Raw genomic sequence first — 21,236 nt, 5'->3', positions numbered from 1 at the left:
AGGCAGAAGAGGATGCAGACGTACGCATCTACGCATACTATAGCATCGAAGTCCAAGAGAGTGTATCTCAGACGTACAGGTGAATATAGTCAACTTGACTGAAGCAAAGTCCCCCTCTTTGCTTCAGTTTTTTTGTTTTTTCAATAGATGGAAAACCTGTTGATCTTTTCAACATTTGTATATTAAAATGAAATATAACGCTTACAATGATGGGACGGGGGGGCACGAACGTGAGTGTGGCATTGATGAAAATGTGGTTTGCGCTTGGTGCTATGGGATTAATGTTTGTTGCAGTGGCCTCTATTTATGTCAGCAGGTACAAAGTGAAAAACAAACTGATAAAAGCAGCGGTTTCTTCACTCGCTTATGCCTGCATGGTCATCTCGGGATTGATCGTGTTAATGGTCGTTTTCAGCGGGCCTGTCAATGAATAAAGCCGAAAGGGGGCGCGGAATGCATAAGTTAAAAATGGCCGTCATAACGGCAATGGCGGTGCTTCTGCTGTCCGGCTGTCTGTACCCTGAAGCAAAAAAAACTGAAAATAAAGTATCTTACAAACATCAGCTTCAGCAGGTGCAAGCGGCAGTGGATGAATTTAAAAAGGCGAACGGCGGACTTCTGCCGATTCAGACAAAAGATATGAAAACACCGCTCTATCAAAAATATCCGATAGATTTTAAGCGGCTCGCGCCCAGATACATAGAGGAGCCGCCGGCCTCAGCTTATGAAAGCGGGGGAATGTACCAATACGTGCTTGTCGATGTGGAACATAAGCCGACCGTCAAGCTGGTCGATCTCCAAATGGCGGAAGCAATCCGTGACATGAAGTTGCGTGTCAAAATGTATCAGGAAAAGCATACATATCCTCCCTATGAGGACGCCGTTTCAAAAGGGCTGTTCACTTTAAATAAAAAAAAGCTCGGCATGAAAGACTCTCCTTCAGTCAAAAGTCCGGTTTCAGGCACGTCTCTGCCGCTTTTAATCGGCGCTGACGGAGAAATCTATGCCGACTATCGCGTCGATCTCGCCCGCTGCCTGAAGGAAAACAAAAAGAAAATCAAACCGGGCGCGGAAATTCAAGATATTTTATGGAAAGAGACTCCTTTCGTCCCGGCCTTTTCAGTCACATACACCGTAAATGAAAAACAGGAACCCGTTTTTTTAGAAAGTCAAACGAAACAGGAATGAACCTTTTTCCCGCGCATACAAATAGGGAGAAAGGTTTTTTTGATTTTGATAGAAAAGACTGCCTGAAAATTTTCTAAAGATGTCATATTGAAATAGGACAACGTCATACACATATAGTGTCCTGTATTTGATTGGAGAATGGTGAATGAAAAATGATAAGGATAGGAAGTCCGGGAGGGGATCACTTGGAAAAGGTCGATATTTTCAAGGATATCGCTGAACGAACAGGGGGCGATATATACTTAGGAGTCGTTGGCGCTGTCCGTACAGGGAAATCTACATTCATTAAAAAATTTATGGAGCTCGTGGTGCTCCCGAATATCAGCAATGAGGCCGATCGAGCGCGGGCGCAGGATGAGCTTCCGCAAAGCGCAGCAGGAAAAACGATAATGACCACAGAACCAAAATTTGTCCCGAATCAAGCCATGTCCGTTCATGTCGCGGAAGGACTTGATGTCAACATCCGTCTTGTGGATTGTGTGGGATATACGGTTCCCGGGGCGAAGGGATATGAGGATGAAAACGGACCGAGAATGATCAATACACCTTGGTACGAAGAACCGATTCCCTTTCATGAGGCAGCGGAAATCGGTACGAGAAAAGTCATCCAGGAACACTCCACAATCGGGGTCGTCATTACGACAGACGGCTCAATCGGCGATATTGCGCGGGGCGATTACGTGGAAGCGGAAGAAAGAGTCATCGACGAGCTGAAGGAAGTCGGTAAACCGTTTATTATGGTCATCAACTCGGTAAAACCGTACCACCCGGAAACAGAAGCGCTCAGAGCTGAATTAAGCGCGAAATATGATATTCCCGTCCTCGCCATGAGTGTTGAAAGCATGCGGGAAACAGATGTGTTAAGCGTCCTCAGAGAAGCGCTTTACGAGTTCCCTGTGCTGGAAGTCAATGTCAACCTTCCGAGCTGGGTCATGGTGCTGAAAGAAAATCACTGGCTCAGAGAGAGCTACCAGGAATCAGTGAAAGAAACCGTAAAAGATATTAAACGCCTGCGCGATGTCGACCGGGTTGTCGGCCACTTCAGTGAATTTGAGTTTATTGAAAGCGCCGGTCTGGCCGGAATCGAACTTGGCCAGGGTGTCGCAGAAATTGATTTGTATGCGCCGGATCATTTATATGACCAGATTTTAAAAGAAGTTGTCGGTGTTGAAATCCGCGGGAAAGACCACCTGCTTGAATTAATGCAGGACTTCGCCCACGCGAAAAAAGAATATGATCAGGTATCAGATGCGCTGAAAATGGTGAAACAGACCGGCTACGGCATTGCCGCCCCGGCCTTAGCCGATATGAGCCTTGATGAACCGGAAATCATCAGACAGGGATCAAGGTTCGGAGTAAGGCTCAAAGCGGTCGCTCCGTCCATTCATATGATCAAAGTGGATGTGGAAAGTGAATTCGCGCCGATCATCGGGACGGAAAAACAAAGTGAAGAACTTGTCCGCTACTTAATGCAGGACTTTGAAGATGATCCGCTTTCTATCTGGAACTCCGATATTTTCGGCAGATCATTGAGCTCTATCGTAAGAGAAGGAATCTCCGCAAAACTGTCACTCATGCCGGAAAATGCGAGATATAAACTGAAAGAAACGCTGGAGAGAATTATTAACGAAGGCTCAGGCGGCCTGATCGCCATTATTTTGTAAGCTGAAGGACCTCTTCCTGAAACGGGGGGTCTTTTTTTATTCTTTTTAGATACTGGAAATCAATCAAGGATTAGGAGGAAAAAGCAAAAAAAGGAATATTTGTTCGGTAAAACACGTGAAAACCTTGACGAGCAAGGGATTGAGGCTTTAAAATGCTTGATATGGCTTTTTATATGTGTTACTCTACATACAGAAAATCTTCACTTTGTTGGACAAACATTCCTCAAAGTGTCTGTTTTCTTTTGAAAAGCCGTTTACTTGTCTGTTCTTCCCTGCTTTGATTTTTTATCAGACAGGTTTAGAATCAGGCTGAACTGTGAAGAAATGATAATAAACTGCTGATTTGATACCCTTTTGGGAGGAGGTGAAAGGCATGAACAAGACAGAACTAATCAATGCGGTTGCTGAAGCAAGCGAATTGTCTAAAAAAGACGCTACAAAAGCAGTTGATTCTGTTTTTGATACGATTTTAGATGCACTTAAAAACGGTGATAAAATCCAACTGATCGGTTTCGGTAACTTTGAGGTGCGCGAGCGCTCTGCACGTAAAGGACGTAACCCGCAAACAGGTGAAGAAATCGAAATCCCTGCAAGCAAGGTACCTGCTTTCAAACCAGGTAAAGCTCTTAAAGACGCTGTTGCAGGAAAATAATTGTGAATATAGATCGTGTATGCATCTGATACATACACTTTGTTTCTTCACAGAAAAGCCCCTTGATAAAGGGGCTTTTCATATTTAAGCAGCCTCGGTCACCGGGCAGGACTTTCGTTTTGCTTTTGGCGCGGCAAATGTGCTAGAATCGAAATTAAATGTATTCAATGGTGGAGGACACAGACAATGAAAGAAGTTAATAAAGAACAGATTGAACAGGCGGTTCGCCAGATTTTAGAGGCGATTGGAGAAGACCCGGACCGGGAAGGGCTTTTAGATACGCCGAAACGCGTGGCAAAAATGTACGCGGAAGTATTCTCGGGATTAAATGAAGACCCGAAAGAACACTTTAAAACCGTTTTCGGAGAAGACCATGAGGAGCTTGTTCTTGTAAAAGATATCGCGTTTCATTCCATGTGTGAACATCACCTTGTTCCTTTTTACGGAAAAGCGCATATTGCCTACATTCCGCGCGGCGGCAAAGTGACGGGCCTGAGTAAATTGGCGCGGGCGGTGGAAGCCGTCTCAAAACGCCCGCAGCTGCAGGAGCGCATCACTTCAACGATTGCAGAAAGCATCGTAGAGACCTTAGATCCCCACGGCGTCATGGTTGTCGTCGAAGCTGAGCATATGTGCATGACGATGAGGGGCGTAAGAAAGCCGGGCGCAAAAACAGTGACTTCCGCTGTAAGAGGTATTTTTAAAGATGACGCAGCGGCGCGTTCCGAAGTGTTAGAACATATTAAACGTGCGGATTAATAATGATAGAGGGTGCAGATATGAATTCAAAGCATTCAAGTGATTTTGTCGTCATTAAAGCGGTCGAGGACGGCGTGAACGTCATCGGTTTAACGAGAGGAACGGATACGAAATTTCACCATTCCGAAAAACTGGACAAAGGCGAAGTGATTATCGCTCAGTTTACTGAGCATACCTCTGCCATCAAAGTGAGAGGCAACGCCCTCATCCAGACCGCTTACGGAGAAATGAACAGCGAAAAAAAATAAGCCGGCTGTTTCCCGCTTTTGCCAAATGCCCGCAAACGGCGGGAGAATACAGCCAATTTCTTTTTTTTATGCTATAATGATACCTGCGTATAATAATGACGAGTAAATCTCATACATATTAGAATAAATGTGAATTTGGGGACAAGGGTGATATTTTTGCAAGACATCTACGGAACTTTAGCGAATCTAAATACGAAATTAAAACAAAAGCTGTCTCATCCTTATTTAGCGAAACATATTTCCGCGCCTAAAATCGATGAGGATAAGCTTCTTCTTTTTCACGCTTTGTTTGAAGAGGCGGACATTAAGAACAACGACAGAGAAAATTACATAGTAACTGCGATGCTTGTCCAAAGCGCCCTTGATACCCACGATGAAGTGACAACAGCCAGAGCGTTAAAGCGAGACGAAAATAAAAACCGGCAGCTCACCGTGCTTGCCGGCGACTATTTCAGCGGACTGTATTATTCGCTTTTATCTGAAATGAAGGATATCTATATGATTCGGACGCTCGCTACGGCAATTAAAGAAATCAATGAGCATAAAATCCGTCTGTACGATCGGTCTGTCAATGACTTGAATCAATTGATCGAAAGCATGGCGATTGTGGAAGCGGCCCTGTTTCACAGAGTGTCAGACCACTTTAATCTTCCGCGCTGGAAAGAGCTGGCGAGTGATTTTTTTGTATATAAGCGGCTGATGAACGGCAATGCTATATTTCTCGATGTCATCGGCAATATTGTAAAGTCAGGGAAATCAAAGGCTGACATAATGGAAGATAGCTTCCGAAAGGCAAAGCAAAGCATTGAAACGCTGCTGCCGCTCAATTCACCAATCCAAAACCTCATGCTGAACCGGCTTAAAGCGATCAGCCAGGACAAAACATATCATCAGAAAGTGGAAGAAGGGTAATCAACATGCAGGAGTCAAAAGAACAGCGCGTACACGGCGTGTTTGAAAAAATCTATAAAAATTATGACCAAATGAACTCTGTTATCAGTTTTCAGCAGCATAAAAAGTGGCGCGATAAAACGATGCAGATCATGAATGTAAAAGAAGGCGCAAAAGCGCTTGATGTCTGCTGCGGAACGGCTGACTGGACGATTGCCCTCGCAGAAGCGGCCGGAAAAAGCGGCGAAATCAAAGGACTGGATTTCAGCAAAAATATGCTGAGCATCGGTGAGAAAAAAGTGAAAGAGGGCGGTTACAGCCAAATTGAGCTTTTGCACGGAAATGCGATGGAGCTTCCTTTCGCTGATGATTCTTTTGATTTTGTCACCATCGGCTTCGGGCTGCGAAACGTTCCCGACTATCTGACCGTGCTGAAAGAAATGCGGCGGGTCGTCAAACCGGGCGGGCAGGTCGTATGTCTGGAAACATCCCAGCCGGAAATGTTCGGATTCAGACAGGCATATTTTCTTTATTTTAAATACATCATGCCTTTCTTCGGAAAAATGTTTGCGAAGAGCTATAAAGAATATTCTTGGCTTCAAGAATCGGCAAGAGAATTTCCCGGTATGAAAGAACTTGCGCGTCTGTTTGAAGAAGCGGGCCTGACGAATGTCAAATACCATTCGTTTACCGGCGGAGTGGCCGCTACGCATATCGGTTGGAAATGATGAATATACAGATGTTTGGGTGAATGATATGAAATTTAAAATGGCCTATTCTTTTTTAAATGACGATATTGATGTGATCGAAAGGGAGCTTGAGCAAACGGTGCGGTCAGACTATCCCTTGCTGAGTGAAGCCGGGCTCCACCTGCTCCAGGCGGGCGGCAAGCGGATCCGCCCTGTTTTCGTATTGCTTTCCGGCATGTTCGGCGACTATGACATTAATAAAATAAAATATGTTGCGGTGACGCTGGAAATGATTCATATGGCGTCCCTCGTGCATGACGACGTCATTGATGACGCCGAGCTGCGGAGGGGAAAACCGACCATCAAAGCCAAGTGGGACAACCGCATCGCCATGTATACCGGTGATTATATGCTTGCGGGCTCACTTGAGATGATGACGAGATTGGATGAGCCGAAAGCCCACCGGATCCTGTCCAAAACCATCGTAGAAGTATGCCTCGGAGAAATTGAACAGATCAGAGATAAATACAATATGGAGCAAAACCTCAGAACCTATTTGCGCCGCATCAAACGGAAAACGGCTCTTCTCATTGCCGTCAGCTGTCAGCTCGGCGCCATCGCTTCGGGAGCTGATGAGAAGATTCACAAGGCATTATATTGGTTCGGTTATTACGTGGGCATGTCCTATCAGATTATTGACGACATTCTTGATTTCACTTCAACGGAAGAGGAACTGGGAAAACCGGTCGGAGGGGATCTGCTGCAAGGAAATGTCACTCTGCCCGTTTTGTATGCACTCCGTCAGCCTGAATTGAAAAATCAGCTGAAATTAATTAACAGTGAAACAACACAGGAGCAGCTCGCTCCCATTATTGAAAATATTAAACGCACAGACGCGATTGAAAAATCAATGGCCGTCAGTGACAGGTACTTAAAAAAAGCGTTTGAAAAACTGAATACACTGCCGAGAGGACGTGCGCGCTCATCATTGGCCGCCATCGCCAAATATATCGGCAAACGGAAATTTTAAATTCCTTTTACGAACAAGATGTGAACATTCTCCGCCCTGGATTGATTAATTGTCAGAAAGATGTTACGATTTCGGTGTGCAACTTGAAAGCCTATACATAATGATGGGGTGGAGAATCTTATGGAAAAAACTTTTATCATGGTAAAACCGGACGGCGTACAGCGCCAGCTGATCGGAGAGATTTTATCCAGATTTGAGCGTAAGGGCTTACAATTGGCAGGAGCCAAGCTAATGCAAGTTTCAGAACAGATGGCTGAAAACCATTATGCTGAACATAAAGGGAAGCCGTTTTTCGGCGAGCTTGTGGAATTCATTACATCAGGACCCGTATTTGCAATGGTATGGGAAGGGGAAAATGTGGTAGAGATCACAAGACAGCTGATCGGAAAAACGAACCCGAAAGATGCACTGCCCGGCACAATCCGCGGTGACTACGGCATGTTTGTCGGCAAAAATATCATTCACGGTTCAGACTCCTTAGAAAGCGCTGAGAGGGAAATTCACATTTTCTTTAAACAGGAAGAGCTTGTACCGTATCAAAAATTAATGGCCGACTGGGTGTACTAAACCGTCAGCCTTTCTTTTTCTCGTGTTATGAAAAGGTTTACATCATTTAAAAAAGACAGAGGCTGCGTTGCCCTGTCTTTTCGTTTCTCACAAATCAGCCTGCGGGCTGATTTTTTTATTGAAATCGTACAATTTCGACAGAAAACAGGCTATACTAGGACAAAAGACAGCGAGATTGGGAGAGAAGCAATGGAGCCTTACGAAATTTTTATCACCAAGTGGAAACAAATAACCGGCGTTGATTTATCTTTATACAAAGAAGCACAGATGAAAAGGCGGCTGACGTCCCTTTATGAAAAGAAGGGGTTCAGAGATTTTCAGGAATTTGCCGCCGCTTTGGAAAAGGACAAGCTTTTATTAAACGAAACATTGGACAGGATGACGATCAATGTTTCTGAATTTTACCGAAATTATAAACGGTGGGAAGTTCTTGAAACCTCAATTCTTCCGTTAATAAAGCATAACAAACCGTTAAAAATATGGAGTGCGGCCTGTTCAACGGGAGAGGAGCCCTATACTTTGGCTATGATTCTCAATCAGCAGACGGGACTGGCCGGATTTGATATATTGGCGACAGATATTGATGAAAAGGCGCTAAGCAAAGCCAAGCGGGGCATCTATCAGGAACGCTCGCTGCAAGAGGTGCCGGCTTCCGTGAAAAGCCGTTATTTCACCAAGCAGGCTGACAACAGTTATCAAGTAAAACAAGAGATTCAGAACAACATCCGGTTTAAGCGGCACAACCTGCTTGCCGACAGCTATGAACAGGATTTTGATCTGATCGTCTGCCGCAACGTCTTTATTTATTTTACTGAAAAAGCAAAAGAAGAGCTGTATGTGAAAATGGCGGGCAGTCTGAAAAAGAACGGAATTCTGTTTGTCGGCAGTACAGAACAAATTTTCAGCCCGGAAAAATTCGGCCTTGAGAGCACTGATACATTTTTTTATCAAAAAAGATAGAAGACATTTAATGAAAACTTGTGGTATAGTTTTACTTAAAAGCGTTAATGTGATGAAGGGAGAAGAAAGAAATGAGATACTTAACAGCCGGAGAATCACACGGTCCGCAGCTGACGACAATTATAGAAGGTGTGCCTGCGGGGCTTTATATAACTGAAGAAGACATTAATTTTGAGCTTGCCAGACGTCAAAAAGGACACGGCCGCGGACGCCGCATGCAGATTGAAACGGACAGAGCGAAGATCACAAGCGGCGTGCGGCATGCCCGGACACTCGGTTCACCCATCGCGCTCGTTGTAGAAAATAAAGATTGGACTCACTGGACAAAAATCATGGGCGCCGCACCGATTACAGAAGAAGAAGAAAGTGAAATGAAACGCCAGATTTCAAGACCGAGACCCGGACACGCAGATTTGAACGGTGCTATTAAGTATAATCACCGTGATATGAGAAATGTGTTAGAACGATCTTCCGCGCGTGAGACAACGGTTCGCGTGGCTGCCGGAGCCGTCGCTAAAAAGATTTTAGCGGAGCTTGGCATTAAAGTCGCCGGACATGTCCTGCAAATCGGCAGCGTAAAAGCAGAGAAAACCGATTACACATCCATTGAGGATCTCAAACGAGTAACAGAAGAATCACCGGTCAGATGCTACGATGAAGAAGCAGGCCGTCAAATGATGGCAGCCATTGATGAAGCGAAGGCAAACGGCGACTCGATCGGAGGAATCGTTGAAGTGATCGTCGAAGGCATGCCGGTCGGTGTCGGAAGCTATGTCCACTATGACCGTAAGCTGGACAGCAAGCTCGCTGCTGCCGTTCTGTCGATTAACGCGTTTAAAGGCGTAGAGTTCGGCATCGGTTTTGAAGCGGCCGGCAAAAACGGCAGTGAAGTTCATGATGAAATCGTATGGGATGAAGAGAAAGGCTATACACGCGCCACAAACAGGCTCGGAGGATTAGAAGGCGGTATGACGACGGGAATGCCGATTGTCGTCCGCGGCGTTATGAAACCGATCCCTACTTTGTACAAGCCGCTGAAAAGCGTCGACATTGAAACGAAAGAACCGTTTACAGCGAGCATTGAACGTTCAGACAGCTGCGCGGTTCCGGCAGCAAGCGTAGTGGCTGAAGCAGCAGTGGCCTGGGAAATCGCAAATGCCGTCGTAGAACAATTCGGGCTTGACCAGATCGACCGAATTAAAGAAAATGTTGAAAACATGAAAAAATTATCGAGGGAATTCTGATGAAAGAGCTTGAGGTTCGGACAGCTTCCTCCGCATATCCCGTGTATATCGGTGAAGGCATAAGGAAACAGGCCGTTGCCCTTTTGTCTTCACTGAACAGGCCGCTGACAAAGATCCTTCTCGTCATCGATGCTGAAGTTGACCGGCTTTACGGTGATGAGATGTTCCGGCTTTTAAACGAAACATGGCCCGTGAAAAAAGTGATCGTTCCAAGCGGAGAAGAAGCGAAGTCTCTAAAAGAGTATGAACGGATTCAAACGGAAGCGATCGCTTTCCATATGGACCGCTCCTCATGTATGATCGCCTTCGGAGGCGGCGTGACGGGTGATTTGGCCGGCTTTTGCGCAGCAACTTTTATGCGCGGAATTGATTTCATTCAAATGCCGACGACACTGCTTGCCCATGACAGCGCGGTCGGCGGCAAGGTGGCCGTCAACCATAAACTCGGAAAGAACTTAATCGGCGCGTTTTATCAGCCGAAAGCGGTGATTTACGATACGGAGCTTCTGAAAACCCTGCCGGAACAAGAGCTGAGATCGGGCATGGCTGAAGTGATCAAACACGCGTTTATCGCCGATCATGCTTTTTTAGAAAAACTTCTCACATTTGACACGTTGCAAGGACTGACAAGCGCTGAGCTGAATGAAATGATTTATAAAGGAATTTCAATCAAATCGGCCGTCGTGCGTGAGGACGAAAAGGAAGAGGGGATAAGAGCTTTTCTGAATTTCGGCCATACGCTCGGCCATGCCGTTGAGGCGGAATACGGCTACGGCCGGATTACACATGGAGATGCGGTCGCCCTCGGCATGCAGTTTGCCCTTTACGTGAGTGAACAGGTTGCGGGTTGCAAGATGAACAGGAAAGAACTCACACAATGGCTGATTGGGCTCGGCTACCCGGGAAGCATCAGACAAGATATTGAAACGCCGGTTCTCTCCGCCCGGATGATGAATGATAAAAAAACGCGCGGAGGCATGACACAGTTCATCGTGTTAAAAGAATTAGGCGAAGCGCGGGACTGCATGCTTTCAAAAGATGAGCTCGAAAATTTGCTGAACAAATGGCGAATGGAGGAAACAGCATGATGATACGCGGCATTCGCGGAGCAACAACGGTGGAACAAGACACCGAACAAGAAATTTTAGAAAAAACACAGCAGCTGCTTGAAAAAATCATTGAACAAAATGGATGCAAGCCGGAAGACGTTGTACAGATCCTGTTATCCGCCACGCCTGATATCCATTCCGTATTTCCGGCAAAAGCGGTCCGCCGCCTTTCCGGGTGGCAGTACGTCCCGGTGACGTGCATGCAGGAAATGGATGTCACCGGCGCTCTGCAAAAGTGTATCCGTGTCCTGATGACGGTTCAGACGGATACGCCTCAAGATGAAATCAAGCATGTCTATTTAGAAAAAGCCGTTGTGTTAAGGCCGGATTTATCATTGACAAAAAATACTGACATGTAATACGATAAACAAAGCTTAGAAATACACAAGAGTGTGTATAGAGCTGGTAAGTAAGATATTGAACAGTTGAGTTTAGAATAGGGTAGCAGAGAATGAGTTTAGCTGAGCTGAGATAAACACGTTTTTATTCTGCCCAAAAGAAGCCTTTCTTTTGGGTTTATTTCTTATACGCAAGACTCCTCTCACTCTTCATCTCATTCTCCTTACCGTAAGGAGGAGAATCATGAATTTACAATCGGATATTTCTTTATTTTTAAAGGACAGTCTGACACACCGCACCATTCCAATCGCAGAGACTTTTACGGTCGACACGATCACACCCATTCAGATGGTTGAAAAACTGGACAGAAACATTACGTATCTTTTAGAAAGCAAGGATGAGTCGTCAAGCTGGTCGAGATACTCTTTTATCGGCCTCGATCCTTTTATCACGATTAAAGAGAGTCATAACACATTCACTGCCGCTGATCCAAATGGGCATACGCTGTTTGAAGGCGGAGAATTAAAAGCCGTGCTTGACTGGATGAATGAAAGCTTCCGCATTAAAACACCCGAGCTTGATATCCCATTTGCGGGAGGGGCGGTCGGTTATCTGAGCTATGACATGATTCCTTTGATTGAGCCTTCCGTGCCAAGCCACGCGAAAGTAACAGATTTCGAAAAATGCATGCTGTTTGTCTGCCGGAAAATCATCGCGTACGACCACGAAACGAAACAAGTGCATTTCATTCAATATGCGGAGCTTAACGGCCGGGAGACGGAGGAAGAAAAGCGGGCCGTTTTCAAAGAGAATTGCGCGGAGCTTCGTAAGCTTATCGGTATTTTGACAGAATCGAAAGATATGAAAGAGCCGTTTTTTTCCAAAGAAACGTTTGACACGCCGAGTTTTGCCGATGTGACATCCAATTATACGAAAGAAGAGTTTATGGCCGGTGTTAATAAACTGAAAGAATATATAAAAGCGGGAGACATTTTTCAAGGGGTGCTTTCGCAAAAGTTTGACATTCCGGTATCCAGACATTCATTTGAGCTGTACAGGGTGCTCCGCATCATCAATCCTTCACCCTATATGTACTATATCAAACTGCCTGACAGAGACATTGTCGGGAGTTCGCCTGAACGTCTGATCCGCGTGCATGACAGGCACCTGGAAATTCATCCGATTGCCGGAACGAGAAGAAGGGGCGCCGGAAAAGAAGAGGACGAACGCCTGAAAAAAGAGCTGATGAATGACGAAAAAGAAAAAGCTGAACATTACATGCTCGTCGATCTTGCGCGCAATGACATCGGCAGAGTTGCGGAGTACGGTTCCGTAGCCGTTCCGGAATTCACAAAGGTCGTTTCTTTTTCACATGTGATGCACATCATCTCTGTTGTAACCGGCCGTTTAAAGCAGGGCGTCCATCCCGTTGACGCGCTGATGTCGGCATTCCCGGCAGGAACACTCACGGGCGCTCCGAAAATCCGCGCGATGCAGCTTTTAAATGAATTAGAACCGACTTCCAGAGAAACCTACGGCGGATGTATCGCTTATATCGGATTTGACGGGTCAATTGATTCGTGTATTACCATCCGCACTATGAGTGTCAAAAACGGTACGGCGTCGGTGCAGGCGGGCGCGGGAATAGTCGCCGATTCCGTCCCGGAAGCCGAATATGAAGAGAGCTGTAATAAAGCGGGGGCGCTTTTAAAAACGATTCAAATTGCAGAAGACATCTTTTCTGGCGGGGAGGAGAAGACGGATGAACAAATTTCTGCAATCGTGCGTTAATGGCCATACGCTGAAAACCGGAGAAGCCGAAAAGCTGATGGAAATGATGATGAACGGGGACATGTCGCAGTCTGAGATCGGCGGGATTTTATCGGTATTAGCCCACCGAGGTGAAACGGCGGAGGAGCTTGCCGGATTTGTAAAAGTGATGCGGGCGCGGGCACAGACATCAGGTGGCTTGGCGGATGTCGTTGATACGTGCGGAACAGGCGGAGACGGGATTTCTACGTTTAACATATCCACGGCAGCGGCAATTACAGCTTCTGCCGCCGGAGCTAAAGTTGCCAAGCACGGAAATCGCTCCGTTTCGTCTAAAAGCGGCAGCGCGGATGTGCTGGAAAAGCTGGGGGTTTCCATTCAAGCCACTCCAGACAGCGTCAAACGCAGCATTGAAATGAAACAAATGGGGTTTTTGTTTGCGCCGCTGTTTCATTCGTCAATGAAGCACGTCGCCGCCGCAAGAAAAGAGCTTGGCTTCCGAACCGTATTTAATCTGCTGGGCCCGCTCAGCAACCCGCTGCAGGTGAAGCGGCAGGTGATCGGCGTCTATTCATTTGATAAAGCGCGCCTGATGGCAAGCGCTCTGGAACAATTTGATGTCAGACACGTCATGCTTGTGTCGGCCCGTGACGGATTAGATGAATTGTCCATCTCAGCACCGACCGATATCATTGAACTGAAAAACGGTGAACGTCTTGAATATTCCGTTTCACCTGAACAATTCGGTTTTACAGAAGGTTCACTAAAGGATATTCAAGTGAGTTCATCGGAAGAAAGCGCGCTCCTCATTCAGAATATTTTTGCAAATAAAGCTCCGTCATCCGCTCTGCATATTACCGCCTTAAATGCGGGCGCGGCCATTTATACGGCAGGTCTTGCAAACGATCTGAAAGAAGGAACGAAAACCGCCTTAGAAGCGATTCAAAACGGAGATGCCAAAAGGCAGCTCGAACGTCTGAAACAGAAAGAGGAAGAAATGTATGCTTGATCAAATCATTCAGCAGAAAAAAGAAGAAATCAAATCCATCGTGCTGCCGGAAACCTGTCAAATTGAACGGAGATCCTTTAAAAAAGCGCTCCTGAACCCGAACCGTTTTATCGGGCTGATTGCCGAAGTGAAAAAAGCTTCGCCGTCTAAAGGATTGATTAAAGAGCATTTTGTTCCGGAAACGATTGCGGCGGATTATGAAGCGGCTAAAGCCGACGCCCTTTCGGTTCTCACGGATACCTGTTTTTTTCAGGGGAGAAATCAATTTCTGACAGATGTTAAACAAACCGTGTCTCTTCCCGTGCTGAGAAAAGATTTTATTATTGATTCTCTTCAGGTGGAGGAATCGTTCAGGATCGGGGCCGATGCCATTTTGCTGATCGGGGAAGCGCTGGAACCTTCAGAGCTTCATGAGCTTTATCTGGAAGCCCGCGAGAAGGGCATGGATGTTCTCGTTGAAATCCATGATGAAACTGTGCTTGAACGGATTTTACAAGTGTTTCAGCCGGACATTCTCGGCATAAACAACCGGGACTTAAAAACGTTCCGTACTTCTGTTTCGCAAACGGAAAAAATAGCGCAGCTTGTACCGGACGGCTGCCTGCTGGTCAGCGAAAGCGGCATCGGTTCTTTGGCCGACCTGCAATTCGTCAACAAGCACGGGGCACAGGCTGTATTGGTCGGAGAATCCTTAATGAGAGAGGATTCGCAGCAAAAGGCGATCCGCGGACTGTTCGGGGAGTGACGATATGAAAAAGCCTGAGTTAAAGTACTGTGGAATACGATCGAAGCGTGATTATGAACTTGCGGCAGCTTCAGAAGCGGATTATCTGGGATTTATTTTTGCCGCAAGCAAACGGAGAGTAACGCCGGATGAGGTCCGGAAATGGAAAGAGCAGGTTCGGACAGACAAGAAACATGTCGGAGTATTTGTAAATGAAACGATAGAAAACATCGCGCAAATCGCCTCTGATCTGGCACTTGACGTCATCCAGCTTCACGGTGATGAATCGCCTGAGGATGCTCTCCGGCTCCGTCCGCTTGTGCGCTCGGAGATATGGAAAGCGCTCCATCACGGGGAAGGGACGCTTCGTCAGATGACTCAATTTGCACCTGCTGTCGACGGCTATGTCATTGATTCTTCAGTAAAAGGAATGAGAGGCGGCACGGGAATCGCGTTTTCATGGGCCCGTGTCCCTTTGTACCGGAAGCAGGCTCAAAATGCAAACAAGCGCTGTTTTATCGCGGGCGGCGTTAATCCTGGAACGATTACAGGCTTACTGAGATCGCGTCCGTGCGGTATAGATCTTGCCAGCGGAATTGAAAAAAACGGACAAAAGGATCAAACACTGATCCGGCTTTTAGAAGAAAGGATGAACCACTATGTATCCATATCCAAATGAAATCGGAAGATACGGCGAATTCGGCGGCAAATTTGTCCCTGAAACATTGATGCGGCCCCTTGAGGAAATCGAAACGGCTTTCACAGAATTAAAGAATGATCCCGTTTTTCATGCCGAATATAAAAAACTATTGTTTGATTACTCCGGAAGACCGACCGCATTAACGTTCGCAGACAGGGTGTCAGAGTATTTGGGAGGGGCGAAAATCTATCTGAAAAGAGAAGATTTAAACCATACCGGCTCCCATAAAATTAACAACGCGTTAGGCCAGATTCTGCTTGCCAAAAAGATGGGCAAAACGAAAATCATCGCCGAAACCGGTGCGGGACAGCACGGTGTGGCTGCCGCGACAGCCGCCGCAAAATTCGGTTTTAAGTGTACGGTTTTTATGGGTGAAGAAGACGTTGCGCGCCAGTCGCTGAATGTATTCCGGATGAAACTGCTCGGCGCGGAAGTGGTGCCGGTCACAAGCGGAAACGGCACGCTGAAAGATGCGACGAATGAGGCGATCAGGTATTGGGTCCAGCATTGTGAAGATCATTTCTATCTTATCGGTTCTGTAGTGGGGCCGCACCCATATCCGTATATCGTTCGCGAATTTCAGAAAATCATCGGCGAGGAAGCGAAAGAACAGCTCCGCCGGGTTGAAGGAACGCTCCCGGATAAGGTTGTTGCATGTGTCGGCGGCGGAAGCAATGCGATAGGCATTTTTCAGGCCTTTTTAGACGAAGATACTGAGCTGATCGGCGCCGAGGCTGCCGGAAAAGGAATTGATACACCGCTGCATGCGGCAACGATCGCAAAAGGGACGCTCGGGGTGATTCACGGTTCAATGACCTATTTAATACAAGATGAATACGGGCAGATTATCGAACCGTATTCCATTTCAGCAGGCCTTGATTACCCGGGGATCGGCCCTGAGCACGCCTATCTGCATAAAAGCGGCCGTGTAACGTACGAAAGCGTGACAGACGATGAAGCGATTGCCGCGTTACGTCTGCTTTCTGAAACAGAAGGTATTCTTCCGGCTATTGAATCCGCCCACGCTCTGGCAAAAGCGTTTGAAATGGCAAAAGACATGGATAAAGACAAAATCATTCTCGTCAGTTTGTCGGGAAGAGGAGATAAAGATGTTCATACGCTGATGAATGTTTTGGAAAACGGGGTGGAGACACATGTTTAATCTGCGAGATTCTGAAAAATTATTTATCCCTTTTATTACAGCTGGCGATCCGCTTCCTGACATTTCTGTTGAGCTGGCAATATCATTGCAGAATGCAGGCGCGTCTGCCCTTGAAATCGGCGTTCCTTACACAGATCCGCTTGCGGACGGACCCGTCATACAACGGGCTTCAAAACGGGCTCTGGAAAACGGAATGAATATCGTAAAAGCAATTGAACTTGGCGGCAAAATGAAAAAAAACGGCGTTCATATTCCAATTATCCTCTTTACGTATTATAATCCTGTGTTACAATTAGAAAAAGAATACTTTTTCGCTTTACTGCGGGAAAACGACATAGACGGTCTGCTTGTACCCGACCTTCCATTAGAGGAAAGCGCCCTTTTGCAAATGACATGCAAAAAGGAGAACATCGCTTATATCTCACTGGTTGCGCCGACAAGTGAAGACCGTTTGAAAATAATTACTGAACAGGCCTGCGGCTTTGTGTATTGTGTATCCTCTTTAGGAGTGACGGGCGTACGCAGCGAATTCGATCCGTCTGTATACTCTTTCATTCGTAAGGTGAAAGAATTCAGCTCTGTTCCGGTGGCGGTCGGTTTTGGCATTTCAAACCGCAAACAGGTTGACGGGATGAATGAAATATCTGACGGTGTCGTTGTCGGCAGCGCGCTTGTCAAAAAAGTCGAAGAGCTTAAAACAAAGCTTGTGAATCCCGGAACAAGAGCTGATGCGCTTCTTGAATTTGAAGAATACGCAAAGACGTTCGGACGACTGTACAGTGTAAAATGAGGTGACTGGATTTGCAGATTAAAGAACAGCTGCGGCAGCTGAAACCGTATCAGCCGGGCAAACCAATAGAAGAAGTGAAAATGGAATACGGGCTTGAGAAAGTAGTAAAACTCGCTTCTAACGAAAATCCGTTCGGCTGTTCACAGGCCGCTAAAGATGCGCTGCATCAGGAGATTGAGCAGCTTGCGCTGTATCCCGACGGTTACAGTGCCGCTTTGAGAACGCGGCTCAGTGAGCATCTGCAGGTCAGTGAATCTTCTATCATTTTCGGCAACGGCTCTGATGAGCTTGTGCAGATTATCTGCCGTTCTTTATTAAATGATCAGGCAAACACGATTACCGCCGCCCCGACTTTCCCGCAATACAGACACAATGCGGTGATTGAAGGCGCTGAGGTGCGCGAGGTGCCACTCCGCAGTGACGGCGCTCATGATTTGGACCGGATGCTGGAAGCAATTGACGGCAAGACGAAAGTCATATGGGTATGCAACCCCAATAATCCGACGGGGACATATACTTCTGAGCAAGAGCTAATCGCCTTTTTAAACAGAGTTCCCGAGCATATACTCGTTGTACTTGATGAAGCGTACTACGAGTATGTCACGGCGGAAGATTACCCAGAAAGCATTCCGCTATTAAAGCAATATGCGAATGTTATGATCCTCCGCACCTTCTCTAAAGCGTACGGACTTGCCGCGCTGCGCGTCGGATACGGCATTGCGGACGAAGCGCTGATCCGCCAGATTGAACCGGCGAGAGAGCCGTTCAATACGAGCAGAATCGGTCAGGCTTCGGCACTGGCAGCGCTTGATGACCAGACATTTATTCAGGAATGCGTCGAGAAAAATAAAGCAGGCCTTAAGCAGTATTATGATTTTGCAGAAACTCACGGATTAACTTGTTATCCTTCACAAACCAACTTTGTGCTCATTGATTTTAACCGCCCGGCGGATGAACTGTTCCAAGCCCTGTTGGAAAAAGGATATATCGTCCGCTCAGGACAGGCGCTCGGATTTCCGACAGCGTTAAGGATTACGGTCGGTACGAAAGAGCAGAATGAGGAAATTCTCACAATTTTAGCTGAAATATTATAAGAGGTGATCAAGCATCACCTCTTTGCTCTATTAAAATAGTTGAAAAAGGAAATGAGTGAAATGAAGGATACTATATTGCTTGCGGGGATCGGGCTGATCGGCGGATCGATCGCATTGGCCATCAAAAAGGAGCATCCGCATAAACGGATTATCGGTGTGGATATTTCGGAAGAACAGCTCACTGCCGCGCTGAAGCTCGGAATTATTGACGAGCGGGCCGGTTCATTTACGGAAGGGGCGCAGCAAGCGTCTGTTGTCATTATCGCCACGCCTGTCGCCCAAACGCTGAAAATGCTCGATGTGCTGGCCGCATCAGACATCACCCATGAACTCCTGATTACGGATGTGGGCAGCACGAAACAGAAAGTCGTCAGCTACGCCGACAAAGTGCTTCCGGCTCACTATCAATTTGTCGGCGGCCATCCGATGGCGGGATCTCATAAATCCGGAGCCGCTGCCGCGAAAGAATTTTTATTCGAAAATGCGTTTTACATTTTAACACCCGGAAAATCAACTTCTAAAGAGTCAGTAACGCATCTGAAGGAACTCTTAAAAGCGGCAAACGCCCACTTTGTGGAGATGACCCCAGAGGAGCATGACGGCGTAACGAGCGTCATCAGCCATTTCCCTCATATCGTTGCTGCAAGCCTCGTACATCAGGCTCATCATGCTGAAGAAAATTATCCGTATTTGAAACGTTTCGCAGCCGGCGGTTTTCGGGACATCACCAGAATCGCCTCAAGCAGTCCGGCGATGTGGAGGGACATACTTCTTCATAACAAAGATAAACTGCTTGACCGCTTCAAAGAATGGAAGCGGGAGATTGACACGATCGAATCTTATGTAGAAAATGAAGATGCGGACAGCCTGTTCGGATATTTTAAAAAAGCGAAAGATTATCGCGACGGTCTGCCGCTCCGTCAAAAAGGAGCGATCCCGTCCTTTTATGACCTTTATGTCGATGTTCCCGATCATCCGGGGGTCATTTCGGAAATTACGGCGATATTGGCAGAAGAAAAAATCAGTATCACCAACATCCGCATTATCGAAACAAGAGAAGATATTAACGGAATTCTCAGAATCAGTTTCCAGACTGATGATGACCGGAAACGCGCGGAAACCTGCATTCAATCCCGCGCCAAATATGACACATTTTACGCTGACTGAGGTGGAAAACATTGAAAAGAGAAAAAGTGACGTCTTTAAACGGTGAAATTCATATTCCGGGGGATAAATCCATCTCCCACCGTTCTGTTATGTTCGGAGCGCTCGCGGAAGGAACGACAACGGTAAAAAACTTTTTGCCCGGAGCCGATTGTCTGAGCACCATTGCCTGCTTCAGAAAAATGGGTGTCTCCATTGAACAAAACGGAAGTGATGTAACGATATACGGGAAGGGCATTGACGCACTTTGTGAGCCTGACAGCCTTCTTGATGTCGGAAATTCCGGCACGACCATCCGCCTGATGCTCGGCATTTTAGCCGGACGCCCATTTCACAGTACGGTAGCGGGCGACGAAAGTATTGCAAAGCGCCCGATGAAGAGGGTGACGGAGCCTTTAAAACAGATGGGAGCCGCGATTGACGGAAGAGCGGACGGAGGATTTACGCCTTTATCCGTAAGAGGCGGACAATTGAAAGGCATTGATTACGTCTCCCCTGTTGCAAGCGCGCAGATTAAATCCGCCGTGCTGCTTGCCGGATTGCAGGCTGAAGGGACGACGACCGTCACTGAGCCTCATAAATCAAGAGACCATACGGAACGGATGCTGAACGCTTTTGGCGCCGAGCTTGCGGAAACGGAGACGAGCGCTTCCGTAACGGGCGGTCAGAAGCTCCGGGGAGCTGATATTTTCGTGCCCGGCGATATTTCTTCAGCGGCCTTTTTCCTCGCGGCAGGCGCTGTCGTTCCCGGAAGCCGGATTGTGCTGAAAAATGTCGGCCTGAACCCGACACGCACGGGAATGATTGATGTCTTAAAGCAAATGGGAGCTTCACTTGAAGTGATTCCTTCAGAAGCGGACAGCGCGGAGCCTTACGGAGACCTGGTTATTGAAACTTCAGATCTGAAAGCGGCAGAAATCGGCGGAGAAATCATTCCCCGTTTAATTGACGAGATCCCGATTATCGCCCTTTTGGCAACGCAGGCTGAAGGCACAACTGTCATTAAAGACGCTGCGGAGCTGAAGGTGAAGGAAACGAACCGGATCGACACCGTCGTATCAGAGCTCCGGAAAATCGGCGCAGACATTGAACCGACTGAAGACGGCATGAAAATACACGGCAAAAAAACGCTTGCGGGCGGAGCCGATGTGTCAAGCCACGGCGACCACCGCATCGGCATGATGCTCGGTATCGCTTCATGCCTGACAGAAGAGCCGATTGACATCCGTGATACTGAGGCAATCCATGTCTCATATCCGACATTTTTTGAGCATTTAGATCAATTAGCCAAAAAAGCCTGAAGACGATTCTTCGGGCTTTTTTCTTCATGTGTCATAAAATCTTGGGCTTTGACATAGCTTGTCTTAAACAGAAAATAACAGAAAGGGGGAATGCGTTTTCGTTACAGAAACAGCCGGAACAAATTGCGCTGTCTGCGTATAAAGATGCCGTCCCCTTTTTTGCCGTTTTCCTCTTAACTATT

At 46.8% G+C, this 21,236-nt stretch carries 23 protein-coding genes; all 23 read left to right on the top strand.

Annotated elements, in window-relative coordinates:
- Nucleotides 1-230 precede the first annotated feature (230 nt).
- Entirely contained in the window at nucleotides 231-434 is a 204-nt protein-coding gene (locus tag SB847_RS06605; RefSeq protein WP_003153435.1) for a DUF2768 domain-containing protein, read from the top strand.
- A gap of 19 nt (nucleotides 435-453) precedes the next feature.
- On the top strand, nucleotides 454-1,188 hold the full coding sequence (locus SB847_RS06600; protein WP_007612249.1) for a hypothetical protein: 735 nt from the start codon (nucleotides 454-456) through the stop codon (nucleotides 1,186-1,188).
- Nucleotides 1,189-1,373: 185 nt separating this feature from the next.
- Complete coding sequence (gene spoIVA / locus SB847_RS06595; protein WP_007409454.1) at nucleotides 1,374-2,852, top strand: stage IV sporulation protein A; 1,479 nt, start codon at nucleotides 1,374-1,376, stop codon at nucleotides 2,850-2,852.
- A gap of 373 nt (nucleotides 2,853-3,225) precedes the next feature.
- Entirely contained in the window at nucleotides 3,226-3,504 is a 279-nt protein-coding gene (hbs, locus tag SB847_RS06590) for a non-specific DNA-binding protein Hbs (RefSeq protein WP_003153447.1), read from the top strand.
- Nucleotides 3,505-3,690: 186 nt separating this feature from the next.
- Nucleotides 3,691-4,263: a GTP cyclohydrolase I FolE gene (gene folE, locus SB847_RS06585; protein ID WP_003153448.1), complete on the top strand. Its 573-nt coding sequence runs from the start codon at nucleotides 3,691-3,693 to the stop codon at nucleotides 4,261-4,263.
- A gap of 20 nt (nucleotides 4,264-4,283) precedes the next feature.
- Nucleotides 4,284-4,511 carry a trp RNA-binding attenuation protein MtrB gene (mtrB, locus tag SB847_RS06580; protein WP_003153449.1) on the top strand — a complete coding sequence of 76 codons (228 nt, stop codon included), beginning with the start codon at nucleotides 4,284-4,286 and terminating at the stop codon, nucleotides 4,509-4,511.
- Nucleotides 4,512-4,667: 156 nt separating this feature from the next.
- Complete coding sequence (gene hepS / locus SB847_RS06575; protein ID WP_007409455.1) at nucleotides 4,668-5,423, top strand: heptaprenyl diphosphate synthase component 1; 756 nt, start codon at nucleotides 4,668-4,670, stop codon at nucleotides 5,421-5,423.
- 5 nt (nucleotides 5,424-5,428) lie between these two features.
- Complete coding sequence (gene menG, locus SB847_RS06570; RefSeq protein WP_003153453.1) at nucleotides 5,429-6,130, top strand: demethylmenaquinone methyltransferase; 702 nt, start codon at nucleotides 5,429-5,431, stop codon at nucleotides 6,128-6,130.
- Between the two features lie 28 nt (nucleotides 6,131-6,158).
- Nucleotides 6,159-7,121 carry a heptaprenyl diphosphate synthase component II gene (gene hepT, locus SB847_RS06565; RefSeq protein WP_003153454.1) on the top strand — a complete coding sequence of 321 codons (963 nt, stop codon included), beginning with the start codon at nucleotides 6,159-6,161 and terminating at the stop codon, nucleotides 7,119-7,121.
- Nucleotides 7,122-7,241: 120 nt separating this feature from the next.
- Nucleotides 7,242-7,688, top strand: coding sequence for a nucleoside-diphosphate kinase (gene ndk / locus SB847_RS06560; protein ID WP_007409456.1), 447 nt, complete (start codon nucleotides 7,242-7,244; stop codon nucleotides 7,686-7,688).
- A 189-nt stretch (nucleotides 7,689-7,877) separates the two neighbouring features.
- On the top strand, nucleotides 7,878-8,648 hold the full coding sequence (locus SB847_RS06555) for a protein-glutamate O-methyltransferase (protein WP_105937573.1): 771 nt from the start codon (nucleotides 7,878-7,880) through the stop codon (nucleotides 8,646-8,648).
- A 71-nt stretch (nucleotides 8,649-8,719) separates the two neighbouring features.
- Nucleotides 8,720-9,892, top strand: coding sequence for a chorismate synthase (gene aroC, locus SB847_RS06550; RefSeq protein ID WP_003153459.1), 1,173 nt, complete (start codon nucleotides 8,720-8,722; stop codon nucleotides 9,890-9,892).
- A complete protein-coding gene (gene aroB, locus SB847_RS06545; RefSeq protein ID WP_410561641.1) occupies nucleotides 9,892-10,980 on the top strand; it encodes a 3-dehydroquinate synthase in 1,089 nt (362 codons plus the stop codon). Before aroC ends, aroB begins: the two co-directional genes overlap by 1 nt.
- Nucleotides 10,977-11,360, top strand: a complete 384-nt coding sequence (aroH, locus tag SB847_RS06540; RefSeq protein ID WP_003153463.1) for a chorismate mutase — start codon at nucleotides 10,977-10,979, stop codon at nucleotides 11,358-11,360. Before aroB ends, aroH begins: the two co-directional genes overlap by 4 nt.
- A 223-nt stretch (nucleotides 11,361-11,583) precedes the next feature.
- Nucleotides 11,584-13,131 (top strand): anthranilate synthase component I, encoded by a 1,548-nt coding sequence (gene trpE / locus SB847_RS06535; RefSeq protein WP_410561642.1) that lies wholly within the window; start codon nucleotides 11,584-11,586, stop codon nucleotides 13,129-13,131.
- Entirely contained in the window at nucleotides 13,103-14,119 is a 1,017-nt protein-coding gene (gene trpD, locus SB847_RS06530; protein ID WP_410561643.1) for an anthranilate phosphoribosyltransferase, read from the top strand. The genes trpE and trpD overlap by 29 nt, the downstream gene beginning before the upstream one ends.
- Nucleotides 14,112-14,864 carry an indole-3-glycerol phosphate synthase TrpC gene (trpC, locus tag SB847_RS06525; protein ID WP_326155350.1) on the top strand — a complete coding sequence of 251 codons (753 nt, stop codon included), beginning with the start codon at nucleotides 14,112-14,114 and terminating at the stop codon, nucleotides 14,862-14,864. Before trpD ends, trpC begins: the two co-directional genes overlap by 8 nt.
- A 4-nt stretch (nucleotides 14,865-14,868) precedes the next feature.
- Nucleotides 14,869-15,522, top strand: a complete 654-nt coding sequence (locus SB847_RS06520) for a phosphoribosylanthranilate isomerase (RefSeq protein WP_410561645.1) — start codon at nucleotides 14,869-14,871, stop codon at nucleotides 15,520-15,522.
- Nucleotides 15,503-16,705, top strand: a complete 1,203-nt coding sequence (gene trpB, locus SB847_RS06515; RefSeq protein ID WP_053284893.1) for a tryptophan synthase subunit beta — start codon at nucleotides 15,503-15,505, stop codon at nucleotides 16,703-16,705. Before SB847_RS06520 ends, trpB begins: the two co-directional genes overlap by 20 nt.
- Nucleotides 16,698-17,495 (top strand): tryptophan synthase subunit alpha, encoded by a 798-nt coding sequence (gene trpA / locus SB847_RS06510; RefSeq protein ID WP_007612229.1) that lies wholly within the window; start codon nucleotides 16,698-16,700, stop codon nucleotides 17,493-17,495. Before trpB ends, trpA begins: the two co-directional genes overlap by 8 nt.
- Before the next feature lie 11 nt (nucleotides 17,496-17,506).
- Entirely contained in the window at nucleotides 17,507-18,589 is a 1,083-nt protein-coding gene (gene hisC, locus SB847_RS06505) for a histidinol-phosphate transaminase (protein WP_007612228.1), read from the top strand.
- A 51-nt stretch (nucleotides 18,590-18,640) separates the two neighbouring features.
- Nucleotides 18,641-19,756, top strand: coding sequence for a prephenate dehydrogenase (locus SB847_RS06500; RefSeq protein ID WP_410561646.1), 1,116 nt, complete (start codon nucleotides 18,641-18,643; stop codon nucleotides 19,754-19,756).
- Between the two features lie 11 nt (nucleotides 19,757-19,767).
- Complete coding sequence (gene aroA, locus SB847_RS06495) at nucleotides 19,768-21,054, top strand: 3-phosphoshikimate 1-carboxyvinyltransferase (protein WP_065180552.1); 1,287 nt, start codon at nucleotides 19,768-19,770, stop codon at nucleotides 21,052-21,054.
- The last annotated feature ends 182 nt before the right edge of the window (nucleotides 21,055-21,236 follow it).

The sequence above is a fragment of the Bacillus sp. SIMBA_026 genome, assembly GCF_046535335.1.
Classification (GTDB): domain Bacteria; phylum Bacillota; class Bacilli; order Bacillales; family Bacillaceae; genus Bacillus; species Bacillus velezensis.
Note: the sequence above shows the minus strand (reverse complement) of the source record. Positions and strands in the feature narration are given on the sequence as shown.

Bases quoted from the DNA above. Each gene is read 5' to 3' on its own strand.
- SB847_RS06520 (WP_410561645.1), top strand. From the start codon at position 14,869: ATGAAAAAGCCTGAGTTAAAGTACTGTGGAATACGATCGAAGCGTGAT.
- SB847_RS06500 (WP_410561646.1), top strand. From the start codon at position 18,641: ATGAGTGAAATGAAGGATACTATATTGCTTGCGGGGATCGGGCTGATC.
- hbs (WP_003153447.1), top strand. From the start codon at position 3,226: ATGAACAAGACAGAACTAATCAATGCGGTTGCTGAAGCAAGCGAATTG.
- aroC (WP_003153459.1), top strand. From the start codon at position 8,720: ATGAGATACTTAACAGCCGGAGAATCACACGGTCCGCAGCTGACGACA.
- menG (WP_003153453.1), top strand. From the start codon at position 5,429: ATGCAGGAGTCAAAAGAACAGCGCGTACACGGCGTGTTTGAAAAAATC.
- trpE (WP_410561642.1), top strand. From the start codon at position 11,584: ATGAATTTACAATCGGATATTTCTTTATTTTTAAAGGACAGTCTGACA.
- ndk (WP_007409456.1), top strand. From the start codon at position 7,242: ATGGAAAAAACTTTTATCATGGTAAAACCGGACGGCGTACAGCGCCAG.
- trpC (WP_326155350.1), top strand. From the start codon at position 14,112: ATGCTTGATCAAATCATTCAGCAGAAAAAAGAAGAAATCAAATCCATC.
- hepT (WP_003153454.1), top strand. From the start codon at position 6,159: ATGAAATTTAAAATGGCCTATTCTTTTTTAAATGACGATATTGATGTG.
- mtrB (WP_003153449.1), top strand. From the start codon at position 4,284: ATGAATTCAAAGCATTCAAGTGATTTTGTCGTCATTAAAGCGGTCGAG.
- trpB (WP_053284893.1), top strand. From the start codon at position 15,503: ATGTATCCATATCCAAATGAAATCGGAAGATACGGCGAATTCGGCGGC.
- SB847_RS06555 (WP_105937573.1), top strand. From the start codon at position 7,878: ATGGAGCCTTACGAAATTTTTATCACCAAGTGGAAACAAATAACCGGC.
- folE (WP_003153448.1), top strand. From the start codon at position 3,691: ATGAAAGAAGTTAATAAAGAACAGATTGAACAGGCGGTTCGCCAGATT.
- SB847_RS06600 (WP_007612249.1), top strand. From the start codon at position 454: ATGCATAAGTTAAAAATGGCCGTCATAACGGCAATGGCGGTGCTTCTG.
- aroH (WP_003153463.1), top strand. From the start codon at position 10,977: ATGATGATACGCGGCATTCGCGGAGCAACAACGGTGGAACAAGACACC.
- aroB (WP_410561641.1), top strand. From the start codon at position 9,892: ATGAAAGAGCTTGAGGTTCGGACAGCTTCCTCCGCATATCCCGTGTAT.
- trpA (WP_007612229.1), top strand. From the start codon at position 16,698: ATGTTTAATCTGCGAGATTCTGAAAAATTATTTATCCCTTTTATTACA.
- trpD (WP_410561643.1), top strand. From the start codon at position 13,103: ATGAACAAATTTCTGCAATCGTGCGTTAATGGCCATACGCTGAAAACC.